The 11456-nt window shown below is 59.4% G+C and carries 12 protein-coding genes; 9 read left to right on the top strand and 3 right to left on the bottom strand.

Features of this window, described 5'->3' with window-relative positions:
- The first annotated feature begins 7 nt into the window (after positions 1-7).
- Genes phnL through phnP form a run of 5 tightly spaced genes read left to right on the top strand, consistent with a single transcriptional unit; the run spans position 8 to position 3564 of the window.
- Positions 8-688 carry a phosphonate C-P lyase system protein PhnL gene (phnL, locus tag OTG14_RS22070; RefSeq protein ID WP_267215756.1) on the top strand — a complete coding sequence of 227 codons (681 nt, stop codon included), beginning with the start codon at positions 8-10 and terminating at the stop codon, positions 686-688.
- On the top strand, positions 685-1821 hold the full coding sequence (gene phnM, locus OTG14_RS22065) for an alpha-D-ribose 1-methylphosphonate 5-triphosphate diphosphatase (protein ID WP_267215755.1): 1137 nt from the start codon (positions 685-687) through the stop codon (positions 1819-1821). The genes phnL and phnM overlap by 4 nt, the downstream gene beginning before the upstream one ends.
- Positions 1818-2369 (top strand): ribose 1,5-bisphosphokinase, encoded by a 552-nt coding sequence (gene phnN, locus OTG14_RS22060; RefSeq protein ID WP_090420717.1) that lies wholly within the window; start codon positions 1818-1820, stop codon positions 2367-2369. Before phnM ends, phnN begins: the two co-directional genes overlap by 4 nt.
- Positions 2362-2796, top strand: coding sequence for an aminoalkylphosphonate N-acetyltransferase (phnO, locus tag OTG14_RS22055; protein WP_024906746.1), 435 nt, complete (start codon positions 2362-2364; stop codon positions 2794-2796). The genes phnN and phnO overlap by 8 nt, the downstream gene beginning before the upstream one ends.
- A 9-nt stretch (positions 2797-2805) precedes the next feature.
- Positions 2806-3564: a phosphonate metabolism protein PhnP gene (gene phnP, locus OTG14_RS22050; protein WP_267215754.1), complete on the top strand. Its 759-nt coding sequence runs from the start codon at positions 2806-2808 to the stop codon at positions 3562-3564.
- 52 nt (positions 3565-3616) lie between these two features.
- Here phnP and yjdP read toward each other — a convergent pair whose 3' ends face one another.
- From yjdP to OTG14_RS22035, 3 genes are all read right to left on the bottom strand, one after another.
- Positions 3617-3940, bottom strand: coding sequence for a DDRRRQL repeat protein YjdP (gene yjdP / locus OTG14_RS22045; protein ID WP_032650638.1), 324 nt, complete (start codon positions 3938-3940; stop codon positions 3617-3619).
- Between the two features lie 75 nt (positions 3941-4015).
- Positions 4016-4642, bottom strand: coding sequence for a GNAT family N-acetyltransferase (locus OTG14_RS22040; RefSeq protein ID WP_032650635.1), 627 nt, complete (start codon positions 4640-4642; stop codon positions 4016-4018).
- A gap of 121 nt (positions 4643-4763) precedes the next feature.
- Positions 4764-7043: a hybrid sensor histidine kinase/response regulator gene (locus tag OTG14_RS22035; protein WP_267215753.1), complete on the bottom strand. Its 2280-nt coding sequence runs from the start codon at positions 7041-7043 to the stop codon at positions 4764-4766.
- Positions 7044-7224: 181 nt separating this feature from the next.
- Here OTG14_RS22035 and OTG14_RS22030 point away from each other — a divergent pair, with 181 nt between their 5' ends.
- Genes OTG14_RS22030 through OTG14_RS22015 form a run of 4 tightly spaced genes read left to right on the top strand, consistent with a single transcriptional unit; the run spans position 7225 to position 11448 of the window.
- Positions 7225-8739, top strand: coding sequence for a sugar ABC transporter ATP-binding protein (locus tag OTG14_RS22030; RefSeq protein WP_023334199.1), 1515 nt, complete (start codon positions 7225-7227; stop codon positions 8737-8739).
- Positions 8740-8741: 2 nt separating this feature from the next.
- Positions 8742-9737 carry an ABC transporter permease subunit gene (locus OTG14_RS22025; protein WP_023334198.1) on the top strand — a complete coding sequence of 332 codons (996 nt, stop codon included), beginning with the start codon at positions 8742-8744 and terminating at the stop codon, positions 9735-9737.
- 32 nt (positions 9738-9769) lie between these two features.
- Positions 9770-10711: an ABC transporter substrate-binding protein gene (locus tag OTG14_RS22020; protein WP_021242935.1), complete on the top strand. Its 942-nt coding sequence runs from the start codon at positions 9770-9772 to the stop codon at positions 10709-10711.
- A 50-nt stretch (positions 10712-10761) separates the two neighbouring features.
- The gene (locus OTG14_RS22015) at positions 10762-11448 is read left to right on the top strand and encodes a D-lyxose/D-mannose isomerase (protein ID WP_267215752.1); all 687 of its coding nucleotides are present in this window, start codon (positions 10762-10764) and stop codon (positions 11446-11448) included.
- Positions 11449-11456 lie beyond the last annotated feature (8 nt).

Raw genomic sequence — 11456 nt, 5'->3', positions numbered from 1 at the left:
GGCCAACATGATCCGCGTACAAAACGTAAGTAAAACCTTTGTGCTCCACCAGCAAAACGGCGTGCGCCTGCCGGTGCTGCAAAACGCCTCGTTAGAGGTAAACAAGGGCGAATGCGTAGTGCTGCACGGCCACTCCGGCAGCGGAAAATCGACCCTGCTGCGCTCCCTGTATGCCAACTATCTGCCCGACGAAGGTCATATTCACATTCGCCACGGCGATGAATGGATCGACCTGGTAAAGGCCCCCGCGCGTAAAGTGCTGGAAGTGCGCCGCTCGACGATCGGCTGGGTGAGCCAGTTTCTGCGGGTGATCCCGCGGATCTCCGCCCTCGACGTGGTCATGCAGCCGCTGCTGGATCTCGGCGTGCCGCGCGAAGACTGCGCCGCCAAAGCCGCCAGCCTGCTGACACGCCTCAACGTGCCCGAGCGCCTGTGGCACCTTGCCCCGTCGACCTTTTCCGGCGGCGAGCAGCAGCGCGTCAATATCGCCCGCGGCTTTATTGTCGACTACCCGATTCTGCTGCTTGATGAGCCCACCGCCTCGCTCGACGATAAAAACAGCGCGGCCGTAGTGGCGCTGATCGAACAGGCCAAAGCGCGCGGCGTGGCGATCGTCGGGATCTTCCACGACGAAACCGTTCGCAGCCGCGTCGCAGACAGACTGCACCCGATGGGGACAAACGCATGATTATCAATAACGTCAGGCTGGTGCTGGAAAATGAAGTGGTTAGCGGCTCAATCGAGATCCAGGACGGCGTTATTCGCGCCTTTGCCGAAACCCAGAGCCGTACCCCTGAAGCGATGGACGGCGAAGGCGGCTGGCTGCTGCCCGGGCTGATTGAACTGCATACCGATAATCTGGACAAATTCTTCACCCCGCGCCCGAAGGTGGACTGGCCCGCCCATTCGGCGATGAGCAGCCACGACGCGCTGATGGTCGCCAGCGGCATCACTACCGTGCTGGACGCGGTGGCCATCGGTGACGTGCGCGACGGCGGCGATCGCCTGGAGAACCTGGAGAAGATGATCAACGCCGTGGAGGAGACGCAAAAACGCGGCCTCAACCGCGCCGAGCACCGTCTGCACCTGCGCTGCGAGCTGCCGCACTACACCACCCTGCCGCTGTTTGAAAAGCTGGTCGGGCGCGAGCCGGTCTCGCTGGTCTCTCTGATGGACCACTCGCCGGGACAGCGTCAGTTCGCCAACATTGAAAAGTATCGCGAATACTATCAGGGGAAATACTCGCTCAGCGATGTGGAGATGGCCCGTTACGAAGAAGAGCAGCTGGCGCTTGCGGCACAATGGTCGCAGCCTAACCGCCTCAAAATTGCCGCGATGTGTCGTGACCGCAATATCGCGCTGGCCAGCCATGACGACGCCACGCACGATCACGTGCTTGAATCCCACCAGCTTGGCAGCGTGATCGCCGAATTTCCCACCACGTTTGAAGCGGCTGAAGCCTCCCGAAAGCACGGCATGAACGTGCTGATGGGCGCGCCAAATATCGTGCGCGGCGGCTCGCACTCCGGCAACGTTGCGGCAAGCAAGCTCGCTTCCCTCGGCCTGCTGGATATCCTCTCGTCCGACTACTACCCCGCCAGCCTGCTGGATGCGGCGTTCCGAGTGGCCGACGACGAGGGCAACCGCTTTACGCTGCCGCAGGCGATTCGCCTGGTGACGAAAAACCCGGCCTCGGCGCTTAACCTTCACGATCGCGGAGAAATTGCCGAAGGGAAACGTGCGGACCTGGTACTCGCCCACCGTAAGGGCGAGCACGTTCATATCGACCACGTCTGGCGTCAGGGAAAAAGGGTGTTCTGATGGGGAGATTAATCTGGCTAATGGGGCCTTCAGGTTCCGGTAAGGACAGCCTGCTGTCCGCCTTACGGCAGCGGGAACATCCGCAGCTGCTGGTGGCGCACCGCTATATTACCCGCGCGGCCAATGCAGGGAGTGAAAACCATATCGCCCTGAGCGAGCAGGAGTTTTTCATCCGTGCCGGGCAAAACCTGCTGGCGCTGAGCTGGCATGCCAACGGCTATTACTACGGGATCGGCATTGAGACCGATCTGTGGCTGCATGCGGGGTTCGATGTGCTGGTTAACGGCTCGCGGGCGCATCTTCCGCAGGCGCGCGCCCGCTATGGAGCAGCCCTGCTACCGGTCTGTCTGCAGGTTTCGCCGGACGTTCTGCGCAGCCGGTTGCAGAGCCGGGGGCGTGAATCAGCCCGTGAGATCGATCAGCGGCTAGAGCGTGCGGCCCGCTATGCCCCGTCCGACTGCCACATCCTCAATAACGACGGAAGTTTGCTACAGTCAGTCGATACCTTTTTATCGCTTATCCGTCAGAAGGAGAAACAGCATGCCTGACTGCCAGCTTCGCCCCGCTACTGCCGACGATGCGCAGATTGTCTATGCCCTGATCTGCGAACTGAAACAGGCAGAGTTCGACCATCAGGCGTTCCACGCCGGATTTCTTGCCAACCTCCAGGATCACAATATGCGCTACCAGCTTGCCGAGCTGGGCGGACATGTTGTCGGCATGATCGGCCTGCACATGCAGTTTCACCTCCATCACGCGCGCTGGATCGGCGAAATCCAGGAGCTGGTGGTGATGCCGCAGGCGCGTGGGTTAAAGGTGGGAAGCCAGCTGCTGGCCTGGGCGGAAGAGGTGGCACGGCAGGCCGGCGCGGAGCTGACCGAACTTTCCACCAGCGTGAAGCGCACAGACGCGCACCGTTTTTACGTTCGTGAAGGATACACGCAGAGCCATTTCCGATTCACCAAACCGCTGTAGAGGTGCGTTATGAGTCTGACAATCACGTTGACGGGAACGGGCGGCGCCCAGCTGGTGCCGGTCTTTGGCTGCGACTGCGCGGCGTGTCGCCGGGCGCGCCTGCAGGAGACCTATCGCCGTCGCCCCTGTAGCGCGGTGGTCAAATTCAACGATGCGATGACGCTGCTGGACGCGGGCATTCCGCACCTGATGGACGACTGGCCCGCAGGCAGCTTCCAGCAGTTTTTGCTCACCCATTACCATATGGATCACGTTCAGGGTCTCTTCCCCCTGCGCTGGGGCGTTGGCGCGACGATCCCCGTTTACGGTCCGCCGGATGAAGCGGGATGCGACGACCTGTTTAAACACCCGGGGATTCTGGATTTCAGCCACACGGTCGAACCGTTTGTGATGTTTGAACTTCAGGGGATGCGGGTCACGCCGCTGCCGCTCAACCATTCAAAACTGACCTTCGGGTATTTGCTGGAGTCGGCCCACAGCCGCGTGGCCTGGCTTTCCGACACCGCCGGGCTGCCGGAAAAAACAGTGAAGTTCCTGCTCAACAATCAGCCGCAGGCGATGATTATCGACTGCAGCCATGCACCGCGCGACGAGACGCCGCGAAACCATTGCGACTTAAATACCGTGATTGCGCTAAACGAGGCGATTGGCTGCCCGCAGGTGATCCTGACCCACATCAGCCATCAGTTTGACGTGTGGATGATGGATAATCCGCTGCCCGACGGCATTGAAGCGGGGTATGACGGGATGGTGCTGGTGCTGGATTAGGTTTTCTCCCTCTCCCGTGGGAGAGGGTTGGGGTGAGGGCAACAGGCCGCACTTAGCCTCGATCGTAATCGTCCTCTAACCTGCGCTCATCCTCTTCTAACCGACGGCGATCGTCATCCAGCTGTCGCTGGCGCTCGTCTAAACGGCGTCGTCTGTCCTCAAGCTGTCGACGACGATCGTCGTACTGTCTGCTGTCGATTTGACGGCTGCGGTCATAACGATCGTCATCGCTGCTGCTGCGACTGCTGCTGGGATTATAGGCATCGTTGATCGCCTGCTGAATGTTGCCAATAGCATCATCAACAATATCGGCATGAGCCAGTTGGCTGGTGAGTGACAGCAGACCGAATAACAGAGCGGTTGAGTAACGTTTCATAAGGCCAGACTCGCAGGTGAACTGACCTTACGATAATGAACGGCAGGGAACGGGGGTAGCGGAGGAATCTCAAATTCAGTTGTGCCCAGGGTCTTCCATCAGCTGATTCGCACGCTGTTTATTTTCTGCGACCAGGACGATGCCATAGCATTTTTGATCCGGCGAATGGCTCCAGATACGATCTTCGGGGATACACCCTCCGTCATAGATAACCTTGCTACCATCATACGGCCAAAATGCTCCCTGCTCGGTATCGAGAACAAATACGGCGATTTGGTCAGACTCGCGGGCAATTTTCTGCCAGAGCATCTTCCCACCCTCATATTGTTCAAAGTCGCTGACAAGCGTCACGCCACACTGTAATACCAGGGCTTCATACAGACGAGTTGCCAGTCCCTTGTCACGCTCGGCGGGATCAACGCAGATACCTTCTACCTGAATAACGCTGGCATCTTCCCAACAGCGCTCGACAGCAATGATATCTTCACCTAAATGCGTTTTACGTTGTAAATCCAGGGCAGCAACAACCCGATGCCGGGGCACCCCATCGAAGGTTTCGATATCCGCTTCAATAATCGCAGCTCTTGGCGTCTGGCTATCAAAAATAACATGTAGCACTCGCCCGGAAAGCTCAAACTCATCAACGAGCTTGAATGACCTTGCTACGGTTTTTGGGCTGTAAGTTGTAGGCATCACAATCATTTGTGAGTCCCCTTTTGTAAGTACCGGCATAGTTCCCTTTATATCCCAATCTGCCAAATTTTGCGCAGGTTAGCATCACCCGGTTTACTCACGCTCTTGATGAATTCCTAAATATCACTTCTTATAAACAGACCTTCCGCAGCGCCTGCGCCAGCTGCACCCGCGTAAACGGCTTACGCAGTAACGGAACGTCCGGCAGCTGAGGGTTATGCGTGGGTCGTAAATCCTGGCCGCTGATCAGCAGTACCGGAAGCTGCGGATAATGACTACGCACATGGTTTATCACCTCGGCTCCGCTGAGGCTGCCGGGCAACATCAGGTCGCTGATAAACATGCCAATATCCGGTGACGCCGCCAGCATGTTCAGCGCCTGCTCGCCGTTGTCCGCTTCAAGCGTCAGGTAGCCAAGCTGATGCAGCTGCTCGCACAGGGTCTGACGGACATCCGCCTCATCTTCCAGCACCAGAACCAGGCGCTCGCTATCAACGGAGGCGGTGGCTGACAGCGCTTCATCATCTGCAGCGGCGGGCAGCACAGATCGCGGGAGATGAAGCCGGACAGTCGTCCCCTGCCCCGGAGCGCTTTCAATCTCCACGCGCCCACCGGACTGGCGCACAAAGCCATAGACCATCGACAGGCCTAACCCGCTCCCGCTTCCGGTCTGCTTGGTGGTGAAGAACGGTTCAAAGACCCGGGATTTCACCTCCTGCGACATGCCGCTGCCGCGGTCAATGACCTCCAGCGCCACCATATCCTGCCTGCGACCGTCGCTGCGGGTGACGCGCTGATTCCAGGTGCGAATTTTAATCACCCCGCTTTGCCCTTCCATCGCATCGCGGGCGTTCATCACCAGGTTGATGATGGCGTTTTCAAGCTGGCTGACGTCTATCCACGCGGGCCAGGCCGGTGATTGCGCTTCAATCTCCAGGGTCAGGGTGGCGGGCAAGGAGTGGCGCATCAGTTCCCGAAGATTCTCCAGCAGCGGCAGCATCTCTACCGCATGTGGCGTCAGGGATTGCTTGCGGGAAAACGCCAGCAGGCGCTGGGTCAGTAAGGCGCCACGCTCGGCCGCCTTCAGCGCCCGGGTAATGCGCGGCGCATCTTTTGATTCGGGGTCGGTGAGCTCAAGGCTGCCGATGATCACCGCCAGCAGGTTATTAAAATCATGCGCCAGCCCGCCGGTCAGCTGTCCGACCGCCTTCATCTTCTGGCTATGTAGCAGTGCCTCTTCCAGCCCCTGACGCTCGACGCGGTCGATCTCCATCTGCGTGGTTTTTTCTTTCAGCAGACGCGTGGTGTGCTCAAGAGAGGCGGTATTGCGGGCAAAAACGTTAAACGCGCGCGCCAGTTCACCCAGTTCATCACGCCGCTGGAGGGCGGGAACGGAAACATCCTGTTCGCCGTGAGCAAGGCGCGACATCGCCCGGGAAATGGCCGTCAGGTTAGAGGCCAGATTGCGGTAGATATACCAGCAGGCGCACCCGGTGATGATCAGCGCCAGGATGGCGAAGATGCTGATAAACACGCTGATGGATTGCAGCTCGTGATGACTCTGGTCAGTACGAAGCCGGGAGGCCTGCGCCACCTGCCCGACGTAATGATTGATGTCGCTATTGAGGATCGCCACCAGCGCCTTGATGTGGAACATATACCAGCTTATCGCCAGATCGCTCTCCTCCAGCTGCTTCGACAGCGGGGCGAGCTTGCCTAGCTCGGCATTAAAATCAGGCAGAACCTCCTTCACGACCGGCTGTACGGCATTTCGGGGCAGCGTTGCGGCCACTGCGTCCAGTTGATGAACAGTCGCGCGCGGCGAAGGGGTGTCGATGGCAGCAGCGATCAGCCGATCCATCTCCATCAGCTGCTGCGCATCCGGTACGTTGCTGTCGTAACGGCGGTTGATGTCCTGCAGATGACGCAGGTAGCTCTGGCTTTGATATAGCGAGCTGAGCAGCGCGTTACGCTCCAGATGGCGTCGCTGCCCGCGCTCAAGCATCTCCGTCACGCTCTGCTGCAACTCATTGCTTCGCTGAATAATGCGCGCCACCAGCGCCGGCTCCTGCTGCGCCAGCGGCGCATCGGCAAGCTGTTCCAGCGAGCGGCGCAGCGCCATTTGCATCTGCTTCAGGCGCTCGGCTTCGCCTTTGTACTCCAGCGCCCCGACGACCTGCGAGAGCCGCACCGCCGCCGTCGCCACGTTGGCGGTATCACGGGCCAGGTTCATGCTGCCGGTCATGTCATCCAGCGTTTGCTGCTGAACCTGCTCCTGGATTTGACTGGCGTGACGAAAGCCTAGCACCGCCACGCCGCTCACCATCAGCGTCACGGCGACCACCAGCAGATTAAATATCAGCAGGCGACCGCGGGCGCTGGCGAAGAAGGGGGGACGGCGTGATGGCATGGATTGAGGCTCCTTTGCGGTTTGCTGCCCTCACCCTGCCCCTCTCCCACAGGGAGAGGGAAAAGGAAAATGTGATGGCGATTAGCTATTCATAACTATGACAAATATGAACAGCTTCTGACATTTTGCATTTACGCACCTGTGATGAAGTGCAGAAATCGGCATTCACAGGAGATCCGCCATGAGCAGAACCCCGGTATTAGAGATGCGCAGCATTGCCAAAACGTTTGGCAGTTTCCACGCGCTCAAGGGTGTGGATTTGACGGTTTTCCCCGGTGAGATCCACGCGCTGATGGGGGAAAACGGCGCGGGAAAAAGTACGCTGATGAAAATCCTCGCGGGGGCCTATACCGCCACCAGCGGCGAGATCCTGATCGACGGCCAGCCGTTTCATATTAAAGGGCCGAAAGATGCGCTGGCCGCAGGCATCACCCTGATTTATCAGGAGATGCAGCTCGCGCCCAATCTGACCGTTGCCGAAAATATCTTCCTCGGCAGCGAGCTGTCGCGCGGCGGGATGGTGCAGCGCAAAGAGATGGCCGCCCAGGCGCAGGCGGTGATTGACCGTCTCGGCGCGCAGTTCAGCGCCACCGACCTGGTGATGAAGCTGACCATCGCCGAGCAGCAGCAGGTGGAGATCGCCCGCGCGCTGCACCGCAACAGCCGCATTCTGGTGATGGATGAACCCACCGCCGCCCTCTCCTCGCGGGAAACGCATCGTCTGTTCGAACTGATTTTGCGCCTGCGCGATGAAGGGATGGCGATCATCTATATCAGCCACCGCATGGCCGAAGTGTATGAACTCTCTGACCGCGTCAGCGTTCTGCGCGACGGGCAATACGTCGGCAGCCTGACGCGCGACAAGCTGAATGCCTCTGAGCTGGTGCGCATGATGGTGGGCCGCCCGCTAAGCGACCTGTTCAACAAGGAGCGTGACATTCCCCTCGGCAGCCCGCGCCTCAACGTGCACCACCTCACCGACGGTAAAAAAGTACAGCCCTGCAGCCTGCAGGTGCGTTCCGGCGAAATCGTCGGGCTGGCGGGGTTGGTCGGGGCCGGACGCTCCGAGCTGGCGCAGCTTATCTTCGGCGTACGTAAAGCCACCGGCGGCATGATTGAGGTCGACGGAGAGCCGGTGGTGATCCACTCCCCGCGCGCGGCCATCGAAAACGGCATCGGTTTTCTCACCGAAAACCGCAAGGAGCAGGGGTTGTTTCTGGAGCTGGCGGCGCAGGAGAACATCACCATGGCGACGCTGGAACGCGACGCCACCTTCGGCATGCTAAACCGTAAAAAAGCCCAGTCGATTTCCGATGATGCCATTGCCCTGCTCAACATCCGCGTGCCGCATTCGCAGGTGCGCGCGGGCGGGCTCTCGGGCGGCAACCAGCAAAAGCTGCTGATCTCCCGCTGGGTGGCCATCGGTCCGCGCATTCTGATTCTGGACGAACCCACCCGCGGCGTGGACGTCGGCGCGAAAAGCGAGATCTACCGCATCATGAACCAGATGGCGCGCAAAGGGGTGGCGATTTTGATGATCTCCAGCGAGCTGCCGGAAGTGGTGGGGATGAGCGACAGGGTGTACGTGATGCGTGAAGGCAGCATTGCGGGCGAGCTCCACGGGCGCGACATCTCTCAGGAAAACATCATGACGCTGGCAACCGGCGTGAACGACACTCATCATCAGGCGGTGTAACCATGACACATTCAACCAGTCCGCAGCAGGTGGCGAAATCCGCCTCCGCAAAAAAAATGCTGATGAGCGATCTGATGCAAACGGTCGGTATTTTGCCGATTCTGATCCTGATTGTGGCGGTATTTGGCTTTATTGCCCCGAACTTCTTTACCGAGAGCAACCTGCTCAACATTACCCGTCAGGCGTCGATCAACATCGTGCTGGCGGCGGGAATGACCTTCATCATTTTAACCGGCGGGATTGACCTCTCCGTGGGCTCGATTCTGGGCACTACGGCGGTAGCGGCGATGGTGGTCTCGCTTATCCCTGAATTTGCCATGCTCTCCATTCCGGCCGCGCTGATGCTCGGCATGGTGCTGGGCCTGTTCAACGGCGCGCTGGTGGCCTTCGCCGGACTGCCGCCCTTCATCGTGACGCTCGGCACCTATACGGCACTGCGCGGTGCGGCGTATCTGCTGGCCGACGGCACGACGGTCATTAACTCCAACATCAGCTTTGAGTGGATCGGCAATAACTATCTCGGCCCGATTCCGTGGCTGGTGGTGATCGCCCTCGCGGTCATCGCTATCTGCTGGTTCATCCTGCGCCGCACCACGCTCGGCGTACACATCTACGCGGTGGGCGGCAACATGCAGGCGGCGCGACTGACCGGCATTAAGGTCTGGCTGGTGCTGCTGTTTGTCTACGGCATGAGCGGCCTGCTCTCCGGCCTCGGCGGCGTCATGAGCGCCTCACGCCTGTACAGCGCTAACGGCAACCTCGGCACGGGTTACGAGCTGGATGCGATTGCGGCGGTGATCCTTGGCGGCACCAGCTTCGTCGGCGGGATCGGCACGATCACCGGCACGCTGGTCGGCGCGCTGATCATCGCCACCCTTAACAACGGCATGACGCTGATGGGCGTCTCCTACTTCTGGCAGCTGGTGATCAAAGGGGCGGTGATCATCATAGCGGTGCTGATCGACAAATACCGTACCCGACACCATCAAAGTGCATAACAACAACACCCTACAGCTTCGAGGAAAACCATATGCGTTTGAAACCGTTAGTGACCGCGCTCTGTGCTGGCGCGCTGCTTGCCGCAACGCCGTTTGCGCAGGCAAAAGATCTGAAGTCCATTGGCGTGACGGTGGGCGACCTGGCCAACCCGTTCTTCGTGCAGATCACCAAAGGTGCCGAGCTGGAAGCGCGCAAGCTGGCGGGGGATAACGTCAAGGTGACGCTGGTCTCCAGCGGGTACGATCTGGGCCAGCAGGTGGCGCAGATCGACAACTTTATTGCCGCGAAGGTAGACATGATCATCCTCAACGCCGCGGACTCCAAAGGAATCGGCCCAGCGGTGAAGCGTGCGAAGGACGCCGGGATCGTGGTCGTGGCGGTTGACGTGGCGGCGGAAGGGGCTGATGCCACCATCACCTCCGATAACACCCAGGCGGGCGAAATGGCCTGTAAGTACATTACCGACCGCCTGAAAGGCAAAGGCAACGTGGTGATCATCAACGGACCACCGGTCTCTGCGGTGCAAAACCGCGTGGAAGGTTGTCAGACGGAGTTCAAAAAACACCCGGATATCAAGGTGCTCTCGGATAACCAGAACGCCAAAGGCAGTCGTGAAGGCGGTCTGGAAGTCATGACCTCCCTGCTGGCGGCCAATCCGAAGATCGACGGCGTGTTTGCGATTAACGATCCGACGGCGATCGGCGCCGATCTGGCCGCGAAGCAGGCGCAGCGCAATGAGTTCTTTATCGTTGGCGTGGATGGTTCACCGGACGGTGAGGAAGCGCTGAAGCGTGAAAACTCGCTGTTTGTGGCAACCCCGGCGCAAGATCCGCAGGTGATGGCGGCAAAAGCGGTGGAGATCGGCTATGACATTCTCCAGGGCAAGCCTGCGCCGAAAGCGCCCGTGCTGATCCCGGTGACGATGATCGATAAAAAGAACGTCGGCACGTATAAGGGGTGGACGGTTAAATGATCCTTTTTCCCTCTCCCGCAGGGAGAGGGAACTGTTTTCAAGGAGTCCCCATGAAACGCTCCGACATCAATGAAATTCTCGGCCACACGCGGCAGTTCTTTTCCATGCACGACGTCCATCTCCCGCCGTTTGCCAGCTTTCCGCCCACAAAATGGCAGCAGCTTGACCAGGCCGCGTGGCGGGAAGTGTTCGACCTCAAGCTCGGCTGGGACGTGACGGCGTTCGGCGGCAATAACTTTGCCGCACAGGGCCTGACGCTGTTCACCCTGCGCAACGGCTCGCCCAACGGGGTGCCATATGAAAAAGGCTATGCCGAAAAAATCATGCACGTGCGCGACGGCCAGGTGACGCCGATGCATTTTCACTGGCGTAAGCGAGAAGACATCATCAACCGGGGTGGCGGGAACCTGATTGTAGAATTGTGGAATGCCGGTGCACATGAAGAGACGGAAAACACCGACGTGACGGTCACCGTCGACGGCTGCCGTCAGACCCACGCCCCCGGCAGCCAGCTGCGCCTCACGCCAGGGGAAAGCATCTGCCTGACGCCCGGTCTTTATCACAGCTTCTGGGGCGAACGCGGCTTCGGCGACGTGCTGGTCGGGGAAGTGTCCTCGGTCAATGACGACGATCACGACAACCACTTTTTGCAGCCCGTTGCCCGCTATAACAACATCGAAGAAGACGAGCCGGCGCTGCTGGTGCTGTGCAACGAGTACAACCTGTTTCGGATATAAGGGGTGAA

The sequence above is a fragment of the Enterobacter pseudoroggenkampii genome, assembly GCF_026420145.1.
Classification (GTDB): Bacteria; Pseudomonadota; Gammaproteobacteria; order Enterobacterales; family Enterobacteriaceae; genus Enterobacter; species Enterobacter pseudoroggenkampii.
Note: the sequence above shows the minus strand (reverse complement) of the source record. Positions and strands in the feature narration are given on the sequence as shown.

Coding starts and splice junctions, on each gene's coding strand:
- phnL (WP_267215756.1), top strand. CDS start 8: ATGATCCGCGTACAAAACGTAAGTAAAACCTTTGTGCTCCACCAGCAA.
- phnM (WP_267215755.1), top strand. CDS start 685: ATGATTATCAATAACGTCAGGCTGGTGCTGGAAAATGAAGTGGTTAGC.
- phnO (WP_024906746.1), top strand. CDS start 2,362: ATGCCTGACTGCCAGCTTCGCCCCGCTACTGCCGACGATGCGCAGATT.
- phnP (WP_267215754.1), top strand. CDS start 2,806: ATGAGTCTGACAATCACGTTGACGGGAACGGGCGGCGCCCAGCTGGTG.
- yjdP (WP_032650638.1), bottom strand. CDS start 3,940: ATGAAACGTTACTCAACCGCTCTGTTATTCGGTCTGCTGTCACTCACC.
- OTG14_RS22040 (WP_032650635.1), bottom strand. CDS start 4,642: ATGATTGTGATGCCTACAACTTACAGCCCAAAAACCGTAGCAAGGTCA.
- OTG14_RS22035 (WP_267215753.1), bottom strand. CDS start 7,043: ATGCCATCACGCCGTCCCCCCTTCTTCGCCAGCGCCCGCGGTCGCCTG.
- OTG14_RS22030 (WP_023334199.1), top strand. CDS start 7,225: ATGAGCAGAACCCCGGTATTAGAGATGCGCAGCATTGCCAAAACGTTT.
- OTG14_RS22025 (WP_023334198.1), top strand. CDS start 8,742: ATGACACATTCAACCAGTCCGCAGCAGGTGGCGAAATCCGCCTCCGCA.
- OTG14_RS22020 (WP_021242935.1), top strand. CDS start 9,770: ATGCGTTTGAAACCGTTAGTGACCGCGCTCTGTGCTGGCGCGCTGCTT.
- OTG14_RS22015 (WP_267215752.1), top strand. CDS start 10,762: ATGAAACGCTCCGACATCAATGAAATTCTCGGCCACACGCGGCAGTTC.